The organism is Ruegeria sp. BE10 (genome assembly GCF_056538905.1).
Genome location: NZ_JBQFTX010000007.1, coordinates 153,017 through 176,832 on the forward strand (window position 1 = coordinate 153,017; position 23,816 = coordinate 176,832).

Annotated in this window: 19 protein-coding genes; 10 read left to right on the forward strand and 9 right to left on the reverse strand. The window is 57.1% G+C overall.

Annotated elements, in window-relative coordinates; genetic code table 11:
* The first annotated feature begins 43 nt into the window (after nucleotides 1-43).
* The 7 genes from ACR0M2_RS15920 to ACR0M2_RS15950 all read left to right on the forward strand — a co-directional run bounded on the left by ACR0M2_RS15920 (nucleotide 44) and on the right by ACR0M2_RS15950 (nucleotide 10,342).
* A complete protein-coding gene (locus ACR0M2_RS15920; protein ID WP_480705962.1) occupies nucleotides 44-2,086 on the forward strand; it encodes a dynamin family protein in 2,043 nt (680 codons plus the stop codon).
* Nucleotides 2,083-3,369, forward strand: a complete 1,287-nt coding sequence (locus ACR0M2_RS15925; protein WP_480705964.1) for a dynamin family protein — start codon at nucleotides 2,083-2,085, stop codon at nucleotides 3,367-3,369. The genes ACR0M2_RS15920 and ACR0M2_RS15925 overlap by 4 nt, the downstream gene beginning before the upstream one ends.
* Nucleotides 3,370-3,708: 339 nt before the next feature.
* Nucleotides 3,709-5,877 (forward strand): serine/threonine protein kinase, encoded by a 2,169-nt coding sequence (locus ACR0M2_RS15930; RefSeq protein WP_480705966.1) that lies wholly within the window; start codon nucleotides 3,709-3,711, stop codon nucleotides 5,875-5,877.
* A 208-nt stretch (nucleotides 5,878-6,085) separates the two neighbouring features.
* Nucleotides 6,086-7,117 (forward strand): FHA domain-containing protein, encoded by a 1,032-nt coding sequence (locus tag ACR0M2_RS15935; RefSeq protein WP_480705968.1) that lies wholly within the window; start codon nucleotides 6,086-6,088, stop codon nucleotides 7,115-7,117.
* 3 nt (nucleotides 7,118-7,120) lie between these two features.
* Nucleotides 7,121-7,906, forward strand: coding sequence for a PP2C family protein-serine/threonine phosphatase (locus ACR0M2_RS15940; protein ID WP_170361723.1), 786 nt, complete (start codon nucleotides 7,121-7,123; stop codon nucleotides 7,904-7,906).
* A gap of 22 nt (nucleotides 7,907-7,928) precedes the next feature.
* On the forward strand, nucleotides 7,929-9,191 hold the full coding sequence (locus ACR0M2_RS15945; protein ID WP_170349893.1) for a substrate-binding periplasmic protein: 1,263 nt from the start codon (nucleotides 7,929-7,931) through the stop codon (nucleotides 9,189-9,191).
* 44 nt (nucleotides 9,192-9,235) lie between these two features.
* A complete protein-coding gene (locus ACR0M2_RS15950; protein ID WP_170349894.1) occupies nucleotides 9,236-10,342 on the forward strand; it encodes a transporter substrate-binding domain-containing protein in 1,107 nt (368 codons plus the stop codon).
* A gap of 284 nt (nucleotides 10,343-10,626) precedes the next feature.
* On the opposite strand, the gene ACR0M2_RS15955 is transcribed toward ACR0M2_RS15950, so the two are convergent.
* From ACR0M2_RS15955 to ACR0M2_RS15995, 9 genes are all read right to left on the reverse strand, one after another.
* Complete coding sequence (locus ACR0M2_RS15955; protein WP_480705970.1) at nucleotides 10,627-12,840, reverse strand: NADP-dependent isocitrate dehydrogenase; 2,214 nt, start codon at nucleotides 12,838-12,840, stop codon at nucleotides 10,627-10,629.
* A 230-nt stretch (nucleotides 12,841-13,070) separates the two neighbouring features.
* Nucleotides 13,071-13,424, reverse strand: coding sequence for a hypothetical protein (locus ACR0M2_RS15960; protein ID WP_480705972.1), 354 nt, complete (start codon nucleotides 13,422-13,424; stop codon nucleotides 13,071-13,073).
* A gap of 72 nt (nucleotides 13,425-13,496) precedes the next feature.
* Nucleotides 13,497-14,240 (reverse strand): tetratricopeptide repeat protein, encoded by a 744-nt coding sequence (locus ACR0M2_RS15965; protein ID WP_480705974.1) that lies wholly within the window; start codon nucleotides 14,238-14,240, stop codon nucleotides 13,497-13,499.
* A gap of 126 nt (nucleotides 14,241-14,366) precedes the next feature.
* Nucleotides 14,367-15,392: a trans-3-hydroxy-L-proline dehydratase gene (locus ACR0M2_RS15970; RefSeq protein ID WP_480705976.1), complete on the reverse strand. Its 1,026-nt coding sequence runs from the start codon at nucleotides 15,390-15,392 to the stop codon at nucleotides 14,367-14,369.
* Nucleotides 15,393-15,401: 9 nt separating this feature from the next.
* Nucleotides 15,402-16,640 carry an NAD(P)/FAD-dependent oxidoreductase gene (locus ACR0M2_RS15975; RefSeq protein ID WP_480705977.1) on the reverse strand — a complete coding sequence of 413 codons (1,239 nt, stop codon included), beginning with the start codon at nucleotides 16,638-16,640 and terminating at the stop codon, nucleotides 15,402-15,404.
* On the reverse strand, nucleotides 16,637-17,569 hold the full coding sequence (locus ACR0M2_RS15980; protein WP_480705979.1) for a 4-hydroxyproline epimerase: 933 nt from the start codon (nucleotides 17,567-17,569) through the stop codon (nucleotides 16,637-16,639). The genes ACR0M2_RS15975 and ACR0M2_RS15980 overlap by 4 nt, the downstream gene beginning before the upstream one ends.
* Nucleotides 17,560-18,519, reverse strand: a complete 960-nt coding sequence (locus ACR0M2_RS15985) for a dihydrodipicolinate synthase family protein (protein ID WP_480705981.1) — start codon at nucleotides 18,517-18,519, stop codon at nucleotides 17,560-17,562. The genes ACR0M2_RS15980 and ACR0M2_RS15985 overlap by 10 nt, the downstream gene beginning before the upstream one ends.
* Nucleotides 18,520-18,679: 160 nt before the next feature.
* The gene (locus ACR0M2_RS15990; RefSeq protein WP_170394982.1) at nucleotides 18,680-19,738 is read right to left on the reverse strand and encodes an ABC transporter ATP-binding protein; all 1,059 of its coding nucleotides are present in this window, start codon (nucleotides 19,736-19,738) and stop codon (nucleotides 18,680-18,682) included.
* A complete protein-coding gene (locus tag ACR0M2_RS15995) occupies nucleotides 19,735-20,541 on the reverse strand; it encodes an IclR family transcriptional regulator (protein WP_480705983.1) in 807 nt (268 codons plus the stop codon). Before ACR0M2_RS15995 ends, ACR0M2_RS15990 begins: the two co-directional genes overlap by 4 nt.
* A 141-nt stretch (nucleotides 20,542-20,682) precedes the next feature.
* Here ACR0M2_RS15995 and ACR0M2_RS16000 point away from each other — a divergent pair, with 141 nt between their 5' ends.
* From ACR0M2_RS16000 to ACR0M2_RS16010, 3 genes are all read left to right on the forward strand, one after another.
* Complete coding sequence (locus ACR0M2_RS16000; RefSeq protein WP_480705985.1) at nucleotides 20,683-21,942, forward strand: ABC transporter substrate-binding protein; 1,260 nt, start codon at nucleotides 20,683-20,685, stop codon at nucleotides 21,940-21,942.
* 90 nt (nucleotides 21,943-22,032) lie between these two features.
* Nucleotides 22,033-22,956, forward strand: coding sequence for a carbohydrate ABC transporter permease (locus ACR0M2_RS16005; protein WP_480705986.1), 924 nt, complete (start codon nucleotides 22,033-22,035; stop codon nucleotides 22,954-22,956).
* A gap of 1 nt (nucleotide 22,957) precedes the next feature.
* On the forward strand, nucleotides 22,958-23,806 hold the full coding sequence (locus ACR0M2_RS16010) for a carbohydrate ABC transporter permease (RefSeq protein ID WP_170349905.1): 849 nt from the start codon (nucleotides 22,958-22,960) through the stop codon (nucleotides 23,804-23,806).
* The last annotated feature ends 10 nt before the right edge of the window (nucleotides 23,807-23,816 follow it).

A 23,816-nucleotide genomic window follows, 5' to 3' on the forward strand; every position in this document is an offset into this window, starting at 1 on the left:
CGACTAATTCTATCCGTGATTACAAGTTACCAGGGTAAAGTTTATGAGTGAGAACAACCGTCGCGAGTTAATCCGTATTGCCGATGACATGAACGGCACCTCTAATGAAGAGACCCGCCAGTTCATTTCGCGAATTGTCAGCGACCTGACGAATCTGAAACCTTCGATTGCCTTTGTCGGGCAGATCAAGGCCGGCAAATCCCGTTTGATCAACGGCTTCACCGGGCAGGCCGAATACCTGCCGTCGGATGTGAACCCGTGGACGACGGTGATTACCGATATGCATTTCGGCCACCCATCGGGACGCACCGCTGGGGCCGAATTCCACTTTTTCGACAACCGCCAGTGGCAAGCGTTGATCGCCGAAGGCGAAGAGCTGCGCAACATGTTCCCCGATGACGAGGACAGCTATAAGCGCGAAATGATCGAAGAGCAGGTCGAGGCGATGAAAACCCGCGCCAAGCTGCGTCTGGGTGAAAGCTATAAACACCTGCTGGGTCAGCATCACGATCTGGATGACCTGAATTCGGACGATCTGGCGCGCTATGTCTGTGCCGGGGATGATCCAACCGAAGAGGGTGAGCACGACCCTGGATCAGATCGTGGTCTTTACAGCGACATCACCCGCAAGGCCGAGGTCTATTTCGACATCGGCCACTTCCCGTTCCCGCTGACGGTGACGGACACGCCGGGCGTCAACGACCCACTGCTGATCCGCGAGGAGATCTCGCGCCAATACCTCAAGGAATCCGACTTCTTTGTTGTGGTTCTGTCTGCGCATCAGGCCCTGTCGCGCGCCGATCTGAAACTGTTCCGCCTGATGCAGGCGCTGGAACTGGGTCAGATCGTAGTCTTCATCAACCGCGTCGACGAATTGGGCGGTGGAGCCGAAGATGCGGGCAAGGTCCGGGCCGATGTGATGGACGGTCTGGAAAAAGCACTTGGCAATTCGGATATCGATGTGCTGATGGGCAGCGCCCAGTGGGCGCACTATGCGCTGACCGGGGACGAAACAGGTATCAACCATGATGAGGTCCTGGCCTGGCTGCGCGCGCATCCGGAACAAATGAAGCAATATCTGGACGGGGTCGAAGAAATCAAACGCGGCTCGGGCCCGATCAGCCGCGAAGGCGTCTTGCGGTTTGCCGCCATGATCGCTTCGGGCTTGCCAGACCTGCGCCGTCACGTGACCAGTGCGCTGACCGAGGGACCGCGCAATGAACAGCTGCGGATGGCTTGGCAGCACCTCAACAGTTTTGCCCAAGGCGAGCTTGAGCGCAGCAAGGCCCATCTGCGCGTCATCGAAGAGGAAATCAGCCCTGCCCCCGACAGCGGTGACGAGAATAGTAAGACGCTCGCCGATCTGCGCGCACTGGTAACGCAAAAAACCTCGGAAATCGTCAATGACATGGACGATGTTCTGGCCAATCTGCGCGGGGTCATGGACGATACCGTGGCCGAGTCTGTCTCGGCTGTGGTTCGGGGACCGAACGGCGACTCACCCCTGCTTGCTAAGGGTGGGGATACCGAACTGAACTTCACTCCGCTGCGCGACCGAATGCGCGAGTTGGTTCAAGGGGCCACGCAAGTGGTGCGGCAGCGGATGCTGAGCGAATTGTACTCGATTGACATGCAAAGCAATGCCGCCTTGCGCGCCCTGCCCGGCTGGCAAGACCCAAGCGACAACCGCATGAATACCAGTGCCGTGCGCTGGTTTCGCCCAGATACCACAGCTCTGACCCGCGGCATTACGGTTGAACTGCGGGTCAGCTGGCTATCACGTCTGATTTCACGCAAAAGCGTTGTCGCCCGCGCCGAACACATGATCGTTCAGGAATTCGAGATGATCGGCGATGATCTGGTAGACACCGCCCGCAGCGATTTGTTGGAGCGCCTGAACACCGTTTTGGATCACTATCTGGCCTTGCTGGCCGGGCATCTTGAACATCGCATTGGAAGCGGTGAAACCAATGAGCGCACCGAGGCTCAAATGGCCTTTGATCAGGCACATCGCATCGTGGCAGAACTAAGCGCAGTATTCGGCGCGGATGACGTAGACAAATTACTAGCAGAGGCGGCGGAATGATCGAATTTCCCGGAACCGAACAGGAAGTAAGACAACTTGAACGCTTTCTGACCGTGACCGAAAACCTGACAGCCGATGAGGCACTGGGCGATATGCGCGATAGAGCGCTTTCCCATGCCGAACGGCTGTCCAACGCGGTCAACATCGGTTTTGCCGGGGAATTCGGGGCTGGCAAGTCCAGCCTTGCCAACATGTTGGCCGGGGCCGATATCCTGCCCACCGGGCCACAACACCTGAAATTGCCACTGGTTATCGTCGCCTATTCCGAAACTCCGGAAACCACCGTGGGCTGGTGGGATCGTGAACCCAAGATTTATTCCGGCATCGCTCTGGAAAAAGCAGCCGCGGATGAACCCGATTTCATTTCGGTTGGGCTGAACACCCCTGCCCTGCAGGAAATCTCTTTGTTCGATCTGCCGGGAACCGGCGCGCTGGACGACAATTACAAAGAGACGCTCGATCTGCTGAAATTCGTCGATTGTGCGATCTGGTGTACCAACGGGACCAATGCCTGGCGTGAAACCGAACGGCATCTGTGGGTACAAGTCCCACAAGAGCTGCGCGCCAATAGTCTGCTGGCCGTCACCCACACCGATCTGCCGCATGTCAGCGAAGCACTGGATCGGGTTCTGTCGCGGCTCAACAAGGAAAAGGGCGATTTGTTCCGCTCGGTCGTGCCTATTGGCACGCCGGTTGCCGTCCGCGCCATGGCGCAGGAGCCCGAGCCCGATTTTACCCTGTGGGAAACTTGTGGTGGCCAAAATCTGGCCGAACAGGTTTTAGAGATCGCATCCGCCCGCCGTCTGGCTGACCTTGAAGCCGCACAGGCAGACCTGAAACAGGACTTTCTGCCCTTTCTGGAAACGCTGGACCTGCCCGAGGCCGAGCCGCAGCCGGCCGACACTGCCTCGATGCATGCCACGCTGGAATCCGCACTGCCGCCGCTTGAAAACCCGATCCTCGAGGACTGGCTGGCCGCAATTGCCAGCATCTACGAAGACCTGCGTGAGTCGTCGGATATCGAACCGTCGGCCTTTTTGCATTCGTGCCAGGAAATCGTCGAAGATTTCGCCGAACGGTTAGAGCAAGGGGGAGAAATCGACCCCACGGCCGACTGGATCCCGGGCGAGTTCGAAAAGGCCACCGACCTGTTGTTGTTGTTGCAATTTGAAAGCGGTGACGCCCCCTTGAAGGACGCGATCAGCATTCTGGCACAGCTCAGCGACAACCTTGCCTGGGCAGGCAGCCGAGTGGATTCGGCGCAGCCAAAAACCGGAACCTGATAACTTCTCGTTAAAATTGAGTCGCGATACAGCGATTCGAATGCCCCAGAATCGCACCTAAAACTTTCTGACTCCGTTGACCAAGCGGAGACAAACAGTCGATCAGCTTGCATTTTGTGCAAGCTGATTTTCAACATTTAGTGACTATGCCTCACCGAAATACAATATGTAGTATTGACCCGAAAACGGTCCATAGTGAAGCCATGAGGCGGCCCCAATAAAGTCAAATTTGAAACGTCTAACCGTCTTAAGTGTCCTGCGGTTGTGTTTGGTTGTGAGTTCGAGGGCGATTTAGCCCAGTTAAATAAACCGCAAAACGATCAGAACGGGCGGAAAGAAATGAGCCACAACCAGGCGGTCGGTGCATCGCACGACGAACCGAAAATTGAAGGACTTCAACCCGGCGCAAAACTACTGCGCGGTCAGTATGAAATCCTGCGTTTCCTAAGCAATGGCGGCTTTGGGATCACCTATTTGGCCCGCGACAGCCTAGAACGTGACGTGGTGATCAAAGAGTGCTTTCCGGGTGCATTGTGCCGTCGCAATGGCGACATGGTCGAACCCGCCGATCCTGACCACAAGGACGATCTGCGCGCCATCATTGATTTGTTCATTCAAGAGGCACGCAACCACGCGCGTCTGGTGCATCCCAATATCGTAGACGTCCACCAGGTCTTTGAAGACAACAACACCGCCTATATCGCGATGGATTTCATCAAGGGATGCGATCTGTTGGATTACGTTGAGAACTCCGACAACAAGGCCGGGCCGGATTTCATCGTACAGGTGACCGAAAGGATGTTGTCTGCGGTGTCCTTCATCCACCAAAGCGGCATGCTGCACCGGGATATCTCACCCGACAATATCCTGATCAACGAGAACGGCGATCCGGTGCTGATCGACTTCGGCGCCGCGCGCGAGCAAGCGGCACAGCAATCCGCGGCTCTGTTGACCCTGCGGGTTATCAAGGACGGTTATTCCCCCCACGAATTCTATGTGCGTGGCGCCGATCAAGGCCCCAGCAGTGACCTCTATGTGCTGGCCGCCACGCTGTATCACGCCATCAGCGGAGAACGCCCAATTGATGGTCAGACCCGCCTGAACGCATTTAACAATGACCAGGACGACCCATACTCTCCGTTGGCTGGACAGTTCAAAGGCTACCCGGATGGGTTCCTTGAAGCGATCGACAAGGCGATGGAGGTTCACGTCACTGACCGCCTGCAAAGCGCGTTGGATTGGTTGCGCATGTTCCGCGGTCCGGGCGTGATGTTCGATACGTTCGACTATCGTCCGGTTTCCGTCATCGTTGCGATGGACCGCAAGGATGATGAGGTTGAAAAAGCCCGGATCAAGGCCGAAAGCGAAAACGCCGAGGCGGTGGTCACCGCACTTCTGGCTGGCAACGCAGATCTAGCTCTGGGCAACGAAGATAAAAACGACGATGAACTGGCCAAGTTCACGTCCAAGGAAGACACGGCCGTCGCCGTTGACACTGTGGTCAAAAGTGGATCAGGCGGCAGCGGAAAACTGGTTGCGGGCATTGCCGTTGTTGTGGCCGGTCTGGCGGCGGGCGGATACTTCCTGATGACCAGCGAAAAACCGGAACCCGCACAGGACATTGCGGTTGTGACCGAACCCGCAACGACCGAAACCACCACCCCAGCAACAACCCAGGTCGAAACTGAAACGGCAGCACCTGTCGAGCAGACTGCTGATACCGAAGCCCCTGTCGAGCAGGTGGCCAACACCGAACCTACGCCGGAACCAGTTGAACCGGCGCCCGTTACGGCAGAACCGACGCCAGAGCTTGTCGAGCAGACACAGGCCCCCTCGGCTGACACACAAGAGGTCCAAGCCCAGACAGCCGAACCTTCACCCGCAGAGGTTTCGTCGGGAACCCCTGCGGAAACGCAAGTTGCCTTCTCGCATTGGGATGTCGAGATTCCGTTCCAGTTCTCGCGACGTCGTGTATCCACCGGCAGCATCATCGCCGTTACCGGTGTTGACCCGGCACAAGACATGTCGGTGATCGGCGATTGGGTCACGCGCGGCGCTGCGATCTATACGCTGAATGGCAAACCCATCCGCGAGAACGCAAGCTTCGCCGCGCATGTTCTGGATGATCTGTCCGTTGATCCTGACGGGTATATCCGTGTGACCGCGCGTTATCGTCCGCTAGGCAAGACCTTAGCCCAGAACGGCTTGCTGGCCCTGCCTGCCATCCGTGTGATCGGTTTGGAAAACGGCATTGGCTTTACCGTCCGCAATGAAGATGGTCAGGGCTGGAAGGCGACTGTAACGACTGCCCCCACCGACACGGCGGGAAGCCTTCGGGCTGGTGACGTTCTAATCTCGGAAGCGCAAACCGGGACCATCCTGAACGAAGAAGAAAGCCTGGATGCCCTGCTGGAAGCTCTGGTTTCGGACAATCTAACGCAGGCCCGACTGACCGTGCTGCGCAACGGGGCCGAAGCTGAGGCCGTAATGCAGCTAGCGCAGGAGTAATCTGACCGGTTCGAAAGTGATCTGCCGCAAAGTGAAAACGAAGGGTGGTGCCTGGAAATCCGCCACCCTGACGGGGACCGGCCCGTCGCGGCAGATAAAAGTTGGTTTGGTTTCCAAATTGTAAGTGCCGTTGTGCCGATGCGCGCAGAGGCGAGTAGCAGCCCCGCAGGACGAAAACCCTGTGTCAAAAAGCAAAGGTGTCGACACCATGTTCAAATATAAAAGCCCTCTCAGCCGGCTTCTCGAAGGTGCCGGCAAACCTAAAGAAGCAGAAACCGAAGTAGAAGTGGTCGCGGAAGAAGCCGCAGAGCCCGAGGCGGAAAAACCCCAGCCGATTGCGGATTTCAACGCACTGCGTAACGCGCTGGCCGGTGGCAACATGTCGTCGGAATCCTACGAAGAAGCTGACGAACTGATCCCCGAAAAGGACATGCCTGAGTTTTCCGACGAGCCGGAAGAAGATGCCTCGGATGACGTCGTGGTGACCGAAGTGGTCGAAGAGGCCGAGGATAACATCTTCGAAACACCCGAAACCCAGCCCGAACCAGAAGAGCCGGTTGTAACCCTGCACATCACCACCGACGAAGAGGTCGAGACGGAGGAACCCGCACAGGCCGAGGAACCGCAGGAAGAGGCCATTCTTGAGGTTGTCGTTGAAACACTTGAGACCGCTCAGCCCGAGCCGGTTGAACCTGCGAAACCGGAACCAGTCGCTGAAATCGCGCCTGAACCAGAAATTACACCGGAACCGTCTCTGCCGGTTCAAGCGCCCGCCTCCGAGGACCGCCGTGGCCGCGTCAAGACCACGTTCCTTGGTTTTGAACGCGCCGACACGCACGTTCAGGAGATGATCGAAAGCGCAGAACCGGTAGCCAAGACCGAGACTGCGCAGGAAACCTTCCCTGTGGGTTGGCTGGTCGTAACCGCCGGACCGGGTCGTGGATCCTGCATCACCTTGACTGAGGGGCTGATGCAGATTGGCCGCAACGACGATCAGGCTATTCAACTGGACTTTGGCGACACCGGTATTTCACGCAGCAATCATGCGGTGATCGCCTATGATCCCGAAGACCGCAAATGCTATCTGGGTCACGGCGGCAAAGCCAACCTGGTCCGTCTGAACGGCAAACCGGTGCTGAGTACTGTTGCGCTGTCCAGTGGCGACCTGATCCGGATCAGCGAAACCTCAATTCGATTTGCCGCCTTTTGCGATGACGGCTTTGACTGGCGGGATGCTTAATAGATGCTGGCGCAACCGGCATATGACATTGCTCTGATCCTGGAACAGGGTCAGCGCGACTCGCAGGAAGACGCGATCGCGGCGCGCATGTTCGATGCGGCCAATGCCAGCTATGTTGTCGTCGCCGACGGCATGGGTGGTCATGCGGCAGGCGAAGTCGCCTCGGAACTTGTGATTGCCGCCTGGCGCGAGGCCCTGGACGCTGAGCTTGAGAGCAATACCCCGACCGAAAGCGCGATAATCGACGCGTTGCCCTTGGCTGCCATGCAAGCCAATGCCGCAATTGCCGCGCGCTGCGAGGAAAACGGCGAGGGCCTCAACATGGGGTCTACCCTTTTGGGGGTGCTGTTGCTGGAACAGCGCGTGTTCTGGATTTCGATCGGCGACAGCCCGTTGTACCTGTTCCGCGACGGGGTGCTGCGCCAGATCAACGAAGATCACTCCATGGCTCCGGTCATTGACGCGCAGGTGGCCCAAGGCACTCTGACAGAGGCTGAAGCGCAGGTTCACCCGGATCGCAACCAACTGACATCAGTGGTCATGGGAGCCGAAATCCCCAAGGTCGATTGCCCGGAAGAGCCGCTGCACCTGACTGCAGCAGACGTGTTGATCCTGGGCAGTGACGGGCTGCAGTTCCTCAGCGACGCGGAAATTCAGACCATTGTGCAGGCCAACGCGCATGCATGGGCGCAGGACATCGCCGAAGCGTTGTTGCAGGCGCTTCACGCCAAGTTTGACCCCGATCAGGACAATGCCTCGATCGGTGTTGTGAAATTAACAAGAAACTAACCAAGGCAAAGATACAGGACCCATGAAAACCCATCTGTTCATATCCAGCCTGGCACTTGCTGCCGCGGCCGGAGCCGCCTCGGCGCAAGAGGCGTGCTCAACCTACGAAATCCAATCAGGCGACAGCCTGCGCGAATTGACGATCAATGTTTATTCGACCGAGGATTTCCGCATCATCTTTGACGCCAACCGCGACGTGATCGGCAACAACCCGAACATCATCCGCGTGGGCGACGTACTGACCCTGCCCTGTCTGGAAGATATCGGGCGTGCGCGGGAAGTTCCGCAAACGGAAGCAGAAGCCATGGCAGCCGAGATGGCGGCCGAACTGGTCGCAGCAGCCGAAAAGCGGGCAGCTAAAGCAATAGCCGAGGCCGAAGCCCGCGTAGCAGAAGCCGAGGCCGAAGCTAAAAAGACCAGCGAGGACGCGGTGGTTGCAGCCAAAGCCGCGGCCCGCGAAGAAATCGAAGCCGCCCGCGCCGAGGGTGCCGCACTGATCCGCGACGCGGATGGCGGGATCCGCCCCGATATTCGGGATCGCCAGTTGCTGCTGATCACCGGCGGCAACTATGCGCCGTTCACAGATGAGGCCCTGCCCCATCGCGGCCTTTATACAAATCTGGTGGAAACTGCGATGCTTCGGGCCGCGCCCGAGCAAGCCTACAAGATCCAGTTCGTCAACGACTGGTCCTCCCATCTGGACCTGCTGATGCCAACACTGGCCTTTGACGGCACCTTCCCCTGGTCGCGCCCCAATTGCGAAACGGCCGAAGCCCTCTCGGAAAATGACCGCGCGCGGTGCGAGACTTACAATTTCTCGAACCCGTTCTATGAGGTTGTGGACACCTTCTTTGCCCGCGAAGGCTCGGGCTATGAACAGACGCTGACCTATGCCGATTTTGCAGGCACCACGATCTGCCGCCCCGAGGGTTGGTCACTGTCGCATATGGATGCAGTGGGTCTTTATGAACCGGCGATCACGCTGATGCGCCCGGTGTCACCGGATGATTGCTTTCACGCGGTTATGGAAGGCACCGCCGACATCGTCGCGATCGAAGCTCACTTGGCCGTCGGTGCAATCAGCCGCCTGGGCTATGAGCATCGCATTCTCGAAAACCCCAACCTGGCGGCGATCAAGTCGCTTAACGTCATGACCCACAAAGATAATCCGGATGGGGAAGCGATCCTTGAGACGCTCAACCAGGGTCTGGCAATCATGCAGCAATCTGGCGAATGGCGTGACATCGTTTCGACCGCTCTGCGTCATCAAATGGAAAATGGCTAAGGCCTCAACCGGCCTGACAACTAAAAAGTCTGGAGGAAGTGGACATGTTTGAATTCAACCTGAAGAAAGTCGCGCTGTCGGCAACAGCCGTCACCGCCCTGAGCGCCGGAGCCGCCGCCGCACAAGAAGCCTGCACCAACTATACCGTCGCGGATGGCGACACGATGGCCACCATCGCCATCGCAGCCTATGGCACGTCGAACTATCAGCCGATCTTCAACGCAAACCGCAACCTGATCACCAACCCGAACGATCTGGCCCCAGGTCTGGTTCTTGCGCTGCCTTGTGAAGACGGCAGCCTGCCGAACGGTCAATCCGCTCAGGAAGTTATTGCGGCCGAGGAACAGCGTGCGGCAAGCGTCAAGCGTTCGAATGTCTATGCGCCGCCGATCAAGATGGTCGCGGGCAACGGATGGGAGCCATTTACAACTGAAACCCTGAACGGTGGCGGTATTATGACCCGTCTGGCAACAACCAGCCTTCAGCGTGCGGGCAACCAGCGCGAATACTCGGTCAGCTTTGTTGATGACTGGAGCTCGCACCTGGACACCCTGTTGCCGCTTGGGGCGTTTGACATCTCGATCGCATGGACCGTTCCGGACTGCACTAACCGCTCGTATGAGTGGTCTGAAGCTACCGAAGCCCGCTGCACGCAGTTTGTCGCATCGGTCCCGGTCTATGACATCGTGGGTGGCTTCTTCACACTGCCAGAAAGCGACTATGCAAGCGCGACTTCTTTCAAGGACCTTGAAGGCTCGACCATCTGCCGCATGGCAGGCTGGAGCATGGTGGTGCTTGAGGAGCAAGGCTTGAACCACAACAACACAACCGTGGTCCAGCCCAATACAGCCCGTGAGTGTCTGGATGCCGTATTGACCGGCACCGCAGATGTGGCGGCATTCGAAGTGGATCTGTTCGCATCGACAATGAATGACATGGGCTTGACCTCGGCTGACATCGTTGAAAACCCATATGTATCCACCTTGTCCTCGATGAGCTTCCTCGCGCACCGCACCAACCCGTTCGCACGCGAATACATTGCGATGATGAACAAAGGCCTGATCGAGATGCGTGAGTCCGGCGAGTGGTACGCGATCATCTCGGATACCCTGCGTGAGCAGAACGAAAAGCTGAACGCAGCGTCGAACTGATCTTTTAGTTCACCTGAAACCCTTAGGGCCGGTCTTAGGACCGGCCTTTTTTTGGTTTCTGGTACCGTTATTCGGTCAAATTCTTGGGGTTCAAATGCGGAGCCTACGGGAATCCCCTAATACCCGGAATAGCTCAGAGTGATATTCTGAAATCAACTATACCGGAGAGGCGCAGCCTCCCCACTCACTCAAAAAAGGGCCGACTTTTGGGGGTCGGCCCTTTTTCTATTTTGATCTCTATTTTTCAGCAAAAAAGCCACGCCTAAAGGCGTGACTTCCGGCGATCAGCCGATGATCGCATTCAAGGTTGCGCTGGGGCGCATCACAGCAGCGGCCTTGGCCGGGTCGGTGTGATAGTAGCCACCAAGATCGGCAGGCGCGCCTTGCGCGGCGGCCAGTTCACCCAGGATCTGACCTTCCTTTTCGGCCAGCTTTTTGGCGATTGGCGCAAATTCGGCCGCAAGGTCTGCATCGTCGGATTGCGCCGCCAGTGCCTCGGCCCAATAGCGCGCAAACCAATAGTGGCTGTCGCGGTTGTCGGGCTGGCCAACTTTACGGCTGGGCGATTTGTTGTTGTCCAAAATGCCCTGTGTCGCGGCCTCGGCTGCGGCACCCAGAACACCTGCCTTGGCGTTGCCTTTGCTGTCGGCCAGGAAGTTCAGCGATTCACCCAACGCGCAGAACTCACCCATCGAGTCCCAACGCAGGTGGTTTTCCTCGACCAACTGCTGCACGTGTTTCGGAGCCGAGCCACCAGCACCGGTTTCAAACAGGCCACCGCCATTCATCAGCTTGACGATGGACAGCATCTTGGCCGAGGTGCCCAGTTCCAGGATTGGGAACAAGTCCGTCAGGTAATCCCTCAGCACGTTGCCGGTGATAGCGATTGAATCCTTGCCAGCAGTAATCGTTTGCAAGCTTTGCTGGGTCGCTTCGCGCGGCGCCATGATCAGGAACTTATCCGCCACGCCAGCGGCCTCAAGCGCCGGTTTGACGTATTTGATCAGCTCTGCATCGTGGGCGCGGTTTGCGTCCAGCCAGAAGATCGCCTCGGATCCTGTCAGACGCTGGCGGTCCAATGCCAGCTGAATCCAGTTTTCGATCGGAGCTTTCTTGACGGTGCACGCGCGCCAGATATCGCCAGCCTCAACCTCATGTGACAGCAGGACGTCACCGTTAGCCAGCACGATGCGGATCACGCCATCAGCAGGCGCTTCGAACGTGGTCGGATGCGAGCCGTATTCTTCGGCTTTCTGCGCCATCAGGCCAACGTTGGCGACAGCACCGGCTGTGGCCGGGTTCAGCGCGCCATTGGCTTTGAAGAAGTTGATCGCCTCATCATAAACACCGGCATAACAGCGGTCAGGGATCACACAGTTGGTGTCGCCCTTGGCGCCAGTCTCATCCCAACCCTTGCCGCCCGCGCGGATCACTGCGGGCATCGAGGCGTCGATGATCACATCCGACGGTACGTGCAGGTTGGTAATGCCCTTGTCGCTGTCGACCATGTACATGGACGGACGGTCAGCTTTCAGGGCGTCAATGGCGGCGACGATCTCGGCGTCGCCTTTGACGCGGTCCAGCAGATCACCCAGGCCCGAGTTCGGGTTCACACCCAAAGCATCCAGCTCAGCGCCGTATTTTTCGAACACCGGCGCCAACCAGGCTTTGACGGCATAGCCAAAGATGATCGGGTCCGACACTTTCATCATGGTCGCCTTCATATGAAGCGAGAACATGGTGCCGTCTTTCTTGGTGTCCTCAATGGCTTCGGTCAGGAAGGCAGACAGGGCTTTGACCGACATAAAGGTGGCGTCCGCCACGGTGCCTTCGTCCAGCGGCCAGCCGTCTTTCAGGACAGTCACGCTGCCGTCTTTACCGACGAATTCGATCTTTGCATCGCCCGCTTGTGCCGCGGTGATGGTGGCCGATTTTTCGTTGGCATAGAAGTCATTGCCGGACATCGACGACACTTTGGTCTTGCTGTCAGCGGCCCATTCTCCCATCGAATGCGGGTTTTTCTGGGCATAATTCTTGACGGCCTTCGCGGCGCGACGATCGCTGTTGCCTTCGCGCAGAACCGGGTTCACGGCCGAACCCTTGATGGCGTCATACCGCGCGCGGATCGCCTTTTCCTCTTCGGTCGAAGGCTCTTCGGGGTAGTTCGGGATATCATAGCCCTGCGATTGCAGTTCTTCGATGGCAGCAACCAGCTGCGGGACCGAGGCCGAGATGTTCGGCAGCTTGATCACGTTGGCCTCGGGCGTTTTCACCAGCTCACCCAACGCGGCCAGATCGTCGGTGATGCGCTGTTCGTCGGTCAGGTTTTCGGGGAAGGTCGAAAGAATACGTCCTGCCAGCGAAATATCCTTGGTTCCAACACTGACACCCGCGGCGCCGGCGAATTTGCGAATGATGGGCAGGAAGGACGCGCTGGCCAGCTCGGGCGCTTCGTCTACAATGGTATACAATATATCGAAGTTCGATTTTTCTGCCATATTCTTTTACCTTTTTTCAGCCTTTCGGGGCGTGCGATCCAAGAGTAGCGCCACATTTGTGTGGCTGGTACTGAGGCGCGGGAATCCAAGCGCCCCAATGGTGACTCTGATTTGACAGGGTCTCCCTTAAATCAGGTTTGCCTTGGGATCAATCGTCTAGTGGGGGCGCAAATTGACACGGGGTTGAGAAATCCCGAGGTTGCTTAAACATTCAGCCGTTTAGCTTAGCCTTACTTAACTTTTACCAAATCATGCGGCGCTGTGCTTACGGAGCGAAACTTTAGGGGCTCGATCAATCTGCCCGCATGTAAAACGTAGTCAGAAATCGCTTTATTAAGATGCTCAGGTGACCCGTCATACGCTTGGCGTGGAACTGATATTCCTTGCTTGCCGAAGGAATCCAATATCGCTTTTCGTCCTTTGTATCCAAACGATGGCAGAGCATTTTCTAGCTCTGACACCGCCAAGTCCGGTCGTCCCATAACCGCGTAGAGATAGCCTCGGAGCATCATTTCTTCTTTATTTCTCCACAAAAACCATCCGACGGCATTGTAGAACCACCGTTTTATAAAAATGCCTTTCATTGTGTCATCATCTTCATGCTGATATGCAGCAAGCTTCTGAACGTATTCTATCCCCTTCTTTTCATCACCAATCTAAAGGTGCACGCGGGCCTGTAGCAGCAGCACTGTCCCAATGTCGGACGTCAACCGATCAATTTCTGACACAGCTGCCAACGCGCCAAGGTAATCACTGGTGTAGCTAAGGTGGTATTCCACAAGCAGTTCGTAGGCCCAAATCTGTTCTGGCCAACGCATTGACGCCTGATCCAAGAACGTCTTGACCGCATCTTTTCCGTCTTCTTGATTTAGCAAATAGGCAATTGCATAACCGCTTTTTCGGCTATCAGGCTTAATATCAAGCACCCGCTCATATCCCAAAACAGCTTCAGCAAATCTTCCTTGTTTTTCATCAATTTCCGACTTTCCAAGCAACGCATTCGTGTCGTTTGGATCTATCAACAGTGTTTTTGCGTAGTCGGCTACAGCCGCTTCGCTGTTTCCCAGAGCGTCCAAAGCCATAGCGCGTCTCAGAAACGCAGTCGCATTTTTAGATCGTAAAGCCAGAGCCTGATTATAATCCGCAATGGCGTTCTCATATTGGCGATCACAGTAGAAGGCCCAACCACGTGCCCCCAGTAGCGTGCTTTGATACGCCGGAGTGAGCCCCTCAACCTCCATCAACGTTGTACACGCGCCGGTTACATGGGACGTGCTGCCTTTATTACCCAGACATGCTGCAGTCAGCTCTGCGTGTACCGCGTCAAGTTTGGACGGTGAATTACTCGACAGCAGCAATGCCGTAATCACAACGATCAAGGCAGCAAGGCGTATATGCATCAAGGCTCCATTGGGTCAGATATACTCACCTTTAAGTGGTGATCTTCGACCCATTCTCAAGATGCCTAAGCCGTCAACCTGCTGTAAGTGAAACATAAAAACCACACGCGCAACCTTGGCGATCAATCACACGCCCCACGTGTCACTCAACCGGTACCCCCCGGGCCAGGGGTCACTTGGGTCCAGCATGTGCTGTTGGATGCCGGTGATCCAACCACGGCCGCTGATCTCGGGGGTGATGGCCGGGCGGTCGCCGACGCGGGTTTCGGCGACAATCCGACCGGTAAAGCGAGAGCCGATGATCGACACCGCCTCGAATGTCTGGCCGACCGTCATCTGTCCCTTGGCCGCCATCAATGCCATACGCGCCGAGACTGCGGTACCGGTGGGTGACCGGTCAACTTTGCCCGGTTGGATGGCAACTGCGGACTTGCCGGTCAGGCCAGTCTCGGTGGTCTCAAGCGGGCCACAAAAGGCGCAGAATGAGATGTGGTTCCAATCCGGGTTCTCGGGATGGGCAAAGCCAAGCTGTTCGTTGGCGGCATTCGTTATCGCCACACCCATGCGCGCAATATCGCGGGCCTCATTTTCAACAATCTCGATCCCAAGTGCGGCGGCGTCGACCACCACAAAGCTGTCGCCGCCATAGGCCGTGTCCACGGTCAACCTGCCAACGCCGGGAACCTCCAACGGCACTGCGATCCTGTCGGCGAAACTTGGCAAGTTCTGCACGTGAATACGCTGGGCCTTGCCGTCCCGGCATTCTGCGTGGACCCGGACCAATCCGCCCGGCGCCTCAAGCGTCATATAGGTTTCGGGTTCCTGCATCGGGATGATCCCGCCATCCAGCAGCACCGTCGACACGCAGATCGAGTTCGATCCCGACATGGGCGGCGTGTCTTCGGGCTCCATGATGATAAAGGCGGCGTCCGCCTCAGGGTGTTTGGGTGGCACTAACAGATTGACATGACGAAACACGCCTCCGCGGGGTTCGTTCAATACGAAATTGCGCAGAGTCTGATCCTGGGCGATGAACGAGCGCTGTTCCCACAGGGTTTCTCCGGGCGGTGGCTGGACCCCGCCGACGATGACATCCCCCACCTCACCTTCTGCATGGGCCGAAATCACGTGAATAGTTTTGATGCTGCGCATGTCTTGTCCTTAGAACCGGATGGCGGAAAAAGGGGTTAGGGAAATCTGAGAAGGTTGACCGTCAATCAAAGCTCCGACTAATTCAGCCGTTCCTGCCGATTGCGTCAGACCCAGATGACCGTGGCCAAAGGCATAAATGACGTCCGGCGCGTTCGGCGAGGCTCCGATCACCGGCAGACTGTCTGGCAGGGATGGGCGGAACCCCATCCACTGCGATCCCCCATCGGTGTTCAATCCGGGCAGGAATTGCACCGCTTTTTTCAGCAACGCGTCCGCTCGTTTGTAATTCGGCGGAAGGGTCAGCCCACCCAATTCAACCGCTCCGCCGATCCGAATGCCGCCATTGATTCGTGTGGCGACAAACCCGTGGCCCGCAAATGTCAGATGCATACGCAGGTCAAACGCACCAGCAGGGAGGGTAGTGTTGTAGCCACGTTCAGTCTCAAGCGGAATCGCGTCACCCAGTGTCCGCGCAAGGTTATGCGACCATGCGCCGGCACACAGAACCACCTTGGCTGCCTTTTTCTCACCGTCTGACAGAGCGATCCGCACGCCGCCTTCATCAGCAGTCAGTCCGCGCGTGTCATGAATTTCAATCTGCCCTCCACGATCGCGAAAGGTCTGGGCCAGATGCGCAACCCATTTCTTAGGGTCGACAGTGTTCATCCAGTTCGGCGTGAACCCTGCATGGGTAAAACGGGGGCTCAGGCCGGGTTGTTTTTCGGCAAGTGCCTCGCGACTGTCCAGCAGTTCGAAATCGATCCCATGTTGGCGCCGCAGCTCCCACTCGGGCAGGCTGGCGCGGAATTCGGCCTCGCTTTCGTACAGCTGCATTTGTCCGTCACGTTGCATCATCGCTTCGCCGTTCACCGAAGTAACCAAACGGTCCAAAGCCGCGCGGGACAAGTCCATCAGACGGGCCTGCGCGCGCAGGTGGTCTTGATACCGCCCCGGACGGCTGGCCCGCCAAAACCGGTACATCCACGGCGCGATTTTCAGTGCATAAGCAGGTGGTACGGACAGCGGCCCCAGCGGGTCCAGAAGCCATTTAGGTGCCTTGTGCATAATCCCTGGCTTTGCCAGAGGTTCGACCTCGGAAAAGGCAAATGCGCCTGCGTTCCCGGCCGAGGCTTGTGCTGCAACACCCTCACGATCCAGAACCAGAACGCGATGACCCCGGCGCTGCAACTCAAGCGCGGTTGTGATGCCGATCACGCCAGCGCCGATCACGACGACCCGCGAGGTCATAGGTTGATGCCCGCCTTGAAGGGGTCATTGTCCCCAAAGATTAGCGTCGCCTCGGCCATAATATGGGCCCGCCCGGTTATCGACGGGATGACACCACCATTCGTGCCGGGCTGATAGGACAGGTGATAGGCGCTGCCGATGACGCTGTGTTGCACAATCTCTTCGCCAGGTTTCAGCACCCCATCAGCGGCCAGACAGGCCAGACGCGCGGAACTGCCGGTGCCACAGGGGGACCGGTCATAATTGTCGTCCGGGCACAGCACAAAGTTTCGACCATGGACCGTCGTATCATCCGAGGTGTCCTGAAAGATCACATGGTCAATCGGTTCGCCCTGTTCTCCTCCAATCCCTTGCGCAATAGAGGCCTCTCGGATCGCAACGGTCATATCGGTCAGCTGAGGGATATTTTCGGTTTCCACCGGTATCGGGCTGGGATCAACGATATAGAACCAGTTGCCGCCATAAGCCACATCGCCGGTCACCGCGCCATAACCCGGCACATCCAGCGTCACCCCGCGATGCACCCGGCGGCTTTCGATATTCGTGACGGTGACAGTGTTGGCGTCGTGCAGGTCGACCGTTACGATCCCAGCAGGCGTTTCAATGCGATGTTGTCCAACACCGATCCGCCCCAGATGGGCCAACGTGACGGTTAGCCCGATGGTTCCGTGACCGCACATGCCCAGCACGGCATCCACGTCAAAATAGATCACGCCAGTCACACAGGTCGGATCAACCGGCTCGACCAGCAGCGCGCCAACCATGGCAGGCTGGCCGCGCGGCTCTAACATGATCGAGCGATAGAACTCCTCATGGTCTGTCGCCAATCGGTGGGCGCGTTCGCCCAACGGGCCGGAACCCAAATCGGGTGCGCCACTTAGGATAACCCGTGTGGGTTCGCCTCCGGTGTGGCTGTCGATCACATGCATTCAGCGATTACTCCGCCCTGTTTGGACCAGTCGGCGAACCATGTGCGGAATAGGTCATATTGCTGTTCGCAATAGTTGCGCTGCGCATCTGTCAACTCGTCCGTTTCATTGAAGTGCAGACGGTATTCCTGTTCCCCGTTCAGCACCAGAAGATGCTTGTAATACAGCACCAGGTCCGGGCCTTCGTCAAAGCTGGACAGCACATGGATCGCCTCGGTCAGCTCTCGAGCGCGCTGGCGGGCCTCGGCATGGCCTTGGGCCGCCTTTTTGGACAACCCGGCCAGCAACAATGCCTCACGCGGCAAGGCGGTGCCTATCCCGGTGATCGAGCCCGTCGCGCCGCAATTGACAAAGCCATGATAAACCTCGGTATCCACGCCGACCATCAGGGTGACCTGATCATCCTGACTGGTGATGTTTTCGGCCGCATAACGCAGATCTTCCTTGCCGCCGAATTCCTTGAATCCGATTAGGTTTGGATGCTCGGAGCGCAGGGCAAAAAACAGGTCTGCCCGCGTGGCGAATCCGTAATACGGGCTGTTGTAGATGATCGCGGGCACATCCGGCGCGGCGGTCAGGATCGCCTGGAAATGGTTCTTTTGCGCTGCCGGAGAGCTGCCACGCGACAACACGCGCGGGATCACCATCAGGCCGACCGCCCCAACCTTCTGCGCATGGGCCGCATGGGCCACAGCAGATTTTGTATTGATGGCTCCGGTCCCTACCACCACAGGCAGCCCTGCATCGATCAACCGTTCAACACCCTCCATCCGCTGTTCGTCTGTCAACAACGGCCAATCCCCCATCGAGCCGCAATAGACCACCGCTGACATTCCCGCGTCGATCATCTGCTTTCCCTTACGCACCAGCGCGTCGAAATCAGGCGTTCGATCAGCCTTACAGGGGGTCATAAGAGCAGGCATGGTGCCGGTGAAAACATTGGTCGACATCGAAGTTTTCCTTCCAATAGGCAACGTAGAGGCGGGCGGAATTCACCCTTTTGACTCGCCATAACGGATATTGGATACAAAATCCAGAAAATTTACAACTGACAAATAACGCACCAGATCACAGAGACCGGTGCGTTTTGCTTCACTCAGGATTTTGCGATTACCGGAACCGTTGCCCGGTTTCAGGATCGAATAGCATTGCACGATCTGACCGCACGGTGATACCGATACGCTCCCCTTGCTTGCTGCGCTGGTCTTCGCGCTCTTCAATGATCAGCTTGTCGCCATTGGGGGTCAACAGATAGGTATAACTTACCCCACCAAGCGCTTCGGTCAGATCAACGGCGCAGGTTTCGGCTGCACGATCAACTTCGATATGTTCGGGGCGGATGCCCAGTGTCACCTTGTTCAGACCCGCAGGTACATTGGCTGTCACCTCCAACGGTGCGCTAAGGGCGGGATGCGAGACTTTACCGTCCGCAAAATCACACTCCAGAAAATTCATCGCGGGCGAGCCGATGAACCCCGCAACAAAGCGGTTGTCCGGGTCGCGATACAGATCCATCGGCGCGCCGACCTGTTCAATCCGGCCGTCCCGCAATACCACGATCTTGTCGGCCATGGTCATCGCCTCGACCTGATCATGGGTCACATAGATCATCGTTGCACCGATCTCATTGTGCAGCCGCGCGATTTCGACCCGCATCTCGACACGCAGTTCAGCGTCGAGGTTAGACAGAGGTTCGTCGAACAAAAACACCTCGGGTCCCCGCACGATGGCACGGCCAATGGCAACCCGCTGTCGCTGACCACCGGACAGGGCTTTGGGCTTACGCTTGAGGTACTGATCCAGCTTCAGGATATTCGACGCCTGCTGAACTTTTTGGTCGATCTCGGATTTGGCGACCCCGTTCATACGCAGACCAAAGCCCATGTTCTCGGCCACAGTCATATGCGGATACAAAGCGTAGGTCTGAAACACCATCGCCACGCCACGCTTGGCCGGATCCATATGGGTTACGTCTCGCGCACCAATATTAATCTGACCCTCGGTCGTCTCTTCAAGCCCCGCGATCATGCGCAGCAAAGTGGATTTGCCGCAGCCAGAGGGGCCAACGAAAACACAAAACTCACCATCTTCGATGTCCAGATCAATACCGTGGATTACCTGCGTCTCGCCATATCGCTTGATCGCCTGGTTCAGAGTCACTCCCGTCATGTCGCTTGCATCCTGTTGTTGTCGGCGCTTTGGCGGGTCTCGGGGAACCGCCAGGCCTGTGCTTCGGCTCCGATCTGTTCGGCCACTCGGCGAACACGGGGAACCCAGGTTTCCAATTGTTCGAAATTCATCCGCTCGGTCGATCCGGTGACCGAAATTGCCCCCAGCATCCGCCCACCCGACGTCAGAATCGGACAAGCGATGCAAATAATGCCCGGCTCGTGTTCTTCATCGTCGATGGCATAGCCTCGACTGCGGATCAGGTCGAGGTCAGCGCGCAGTGCCGTCTCAGAGGTCAGGGTTTTATCCGTGAATCGGTGATAGCTCTGCTGAGAAACGGCGCGCTCCAGCGCGACCTCATCCAAATACGCCATCATCGCCTTACCGACGCCGGTACAATAGGCCGGGCCGACCTTGCCCGCCTGCGAATACATCTCGATCGGTTGCGCGGCGTTGCGCTTGTCGACGTACAGAACCTGACTGGCATCCAGCTGCGCCAGATGCACCGTTTCCCCAGTCTCTGCGCTCAAAGCATCCAGAAACGGCCGTGCTATCGGCGCCAATGAGCTTTGCGTCCACGCCGAATGCGCAAGCCGCACCAGCCGCAGACCGGGCGCATAGGTTTGCCGATCAGGGTCATATGACAACATGCCCTGATTGGTCAGCGTTTGCAGAAACCGATAGAGCGTTGCCTTGGGGAAATCGCTGCTCTCCAACAGTTCCGCAAATCGGACCGGGCGCGCAAAAGCCGCCACCTGATCCAGCACCTCACATGCTTTTCCTATTGTTCCGTCACCTGCCACGGGCGTCTGTTCTCCTCCTATTGACCCATCGCCATCTTCACGAGGGTCTTGACAAGACTAACCGAGTCGATGTGTAGTTTTCAATATATAAAACACGGTTTCATTATTTGAAACTAAAAATGGAAGCTAAGGGAGGAAACCATGCATTCCATGTTCAAGCGTACTGCGGTGGCGCTGGCGGCCAGTGCGGCACTTGCCGCGCCCGTAGCAGCCGAACTGTCCGGCGAGCTGCGAATCTTCCTCGACACATCGAACCCGGCGCCCCGCGCGACGATGGAAGCGATGATCGATCGGTTCGCGCAACAGCATCCGGGGCTCGAGATTGAAACCACCGTGATCGACCGCGAGGCGTATAAGACTCAAATCCGCAACTTCCTTACGGCGGACACACCGGACGTTGCCAACTGGTATGCAGCCAACCGGATGAAGCCCTATGTTGAGGCCGGCCTTTTCGAGGACGTTTCAGACCTTTGGGCTGAGCCCGAGATTGCAGAAAACCTGGCCTCTACCAAAGGTGCGATGACCCTTGATGGTAAGCAATGGGGCGTGCCCTATACCTACTATCAATGGGGCGTTTATTACCGCAAAGACATCTTTGATGAACTGGGCCTAACTGAACCCACAACGTGGGAAGAAGAACTGGTCAATTGTCAGAAGATCGTCGATTCTGGGCGAGTATGCTATACGATTGGAACACGAAACTATTGGACCGCTGGTGGTTGGTTCGATTACCTGAACATGCGCACTAACGGGTTCGATTTCCACAACCAACTCGCCAATGGCGAAATCAGTTGGGAAGATGATCGCGTAAAGCAGACCTTTGCAAATTGGAAACAGCTTCTCGACATGGGCGCGTTCCCCGACGACCACACAGCGCGCAGCTGGCAGGAATCACTTCCCCTGATGGTTCAAGGCGATGCTTCAGCCATCTTGCTAGGCAACTTCGCTGTCGCACCATTGCGCGAAGCGGGCCTTTCAGATGACCAATTGGACTTCTATCAGTTTGTTGCGATCAATCCCGACGTTGAATTAGCCGAAGATGCGCCCACCGACACATTCCACATCCCGGCCAATGCCGCGAACAAAGAAGCCGCGCGCGAGTTCCTGCGTTTCGTGGTGTCTGCGGACGAACAGACCGAGATCAACAATGGCGCGAACCTTGGTCAGCTGCCGGTGAATGCCCAGTCGTCGGTGGATAATGACAAGTTCCTGCAGCAGGGCTTTGAAATGCTGTCCACCAACAGCCCCGGCGGTATTGCCCAGTTCTGGGATCGCGATGCACCCGCAGAGATGGCCAAAGTTTCAATGGAAGGGTTCCAGGAATTCATGGTCAAACCAGACAATCTGGACCGGATTTTAGCCAAGCTTGAACGCGCGCGTGGGCGTATCTACGAGAACTAATCAAGAATAGGCCGGGTCAAAGCCCGGCCCATTCGAATCTTGGCGATAAGACGGGCGTTGGCCCGCCAGCACCTTAACCGGAACAACACCATGACCCCTGCCGCAGATATGGAACAAGAAAGCTGGTTCCACAGAAACCAACAACGTATCGCTCCGTGGCTGTTTCTGGCCCCGGGCCTGCTGTTTTTCATGGTCTACGTGATCATCCCCTTGTTCCAGTCCTTTAACCTTTCGCTCTATGAGTGGGACGGGCTGGGAGCAGCGGAATATGTTGGGTTTCGCAATTATGAAGACCTCTATTGGGAGTGGGTAGATCGAGATGCGTTCTATATTTCCCTCAAGAACAACTTGATCTGGCTGATCCTCTATCTGGCAGCGATCCCGGCGGGCCTTTTCATCGCATTGTTCCTGAACCAGACGGTCTGGGGCATCCGCCTGTACAAGTCACTTTTCTTCTTTCCCTTTGTTATTTCTCAGGTCGTCGTCGGCCTCGTTTTTACGTGGTTCTATGACCCGACCTTCGGCCTGCTCAATGAATTCCTCGGTCTGTTCGGCATCGAGCCGCTGAACGTGCTAGGGGATGAACGCTTTGTCACCTATGGCATCATCTTTGCCGGTCTGTGGCCGCAAACGGCCTATTGCATGATCCTGTACCTGACCGGCCTGAACGCCGTGGACCCCGAACAGATCGAGGCCGGGCGTCTGGACGGCGCCAAGGGCCTGCGGATGTTATGGCACATCATCCTGCCGCAACTGCGCCCCGCCACATTCATCGCCTTTGTCGTGACCATCATCGGCGCGCTGCGCAGCTTCGATCTGATTTCAATCATGACCCAGGGCGGCCCGTTCGGATCATCCCGCGTGCTGGCCTATTACATGTTCGAGGTCGCGCTGTCCGAATACGGCTTCCGTATGGGATATGGTGCCGCCATCGCTGTGATCCTGTTCCTGATCATGCTCTGCTTCATCGCCTACTTCCTGTGGTCGATGTATCGCGAAGAAAAGGGGCACTGAGATGTTTCCCAAACCTATCGAAAAACAATCCCGCGCGGCGCAAATCAGCTATCAGGCTATGCTGCCTTTGGCTTTGCTGTTGTGGCTGGGGCCGTTGTTGGCGGTCGCCCTGTTCTCGGTCAAACCGGCTGCGGACTTCACCAACGCGAACTATTGGGGCATGCCGTCCAGCTTTGAGGGCGCGTTCAACTACGGGCAGGTGTTCTTTAACTCGGACATGCCACGGTATCTGCTGAACTCGTTCCTGATCACCATCCCGACGGTGGTCGGGTGTGTCGCGCTCAGCACGATGACCGGGTTCGCGCTGGGGATCTACAAGTTCAAATCGAACATCTGGATATTCTTCATGTTCGTGGCAGGCAATTTCGTGCCGTTTCAAATCCTGATGGTGCCGGTTCGTGACCTGACCCTACAACTGGGTCTCTACAACACCAAAACCGGGCTCGTGCTGTTCCACATCGCCTTCCAGACTGGGTTCTGCACCCTGTTCATGCGCAACTTCATCCGCGCCCTTCCGTTTGAGCTGATCGAAGCTGCCCGGGTCGAAGGTATCAGCGAATGGCGTATCTTCTGGTATGTGGTCCTGCCACTGATGAAACCAGCCATCGCCGCGCTCAGCGTGCTGATCTTCACCTTCATCTGGAACGATTATTTCTGGGCCGTTGTCCTGACCCAAGGGGCCGAAAGCCAACCTGTTACCGCAGGCATCACCAGCTTTAACGCGCAATTCCGCGCCGCCTATCAGTTGATGAGCGCCGGCTCCATCGTGGCAGCCTTGCCGCCGGTGGCCATGTTCTTCCTGATGCAGAAACACTTCATCGCGGGCCTGACCCTCGGTGCCGTCAAATAGCTTCGAACCG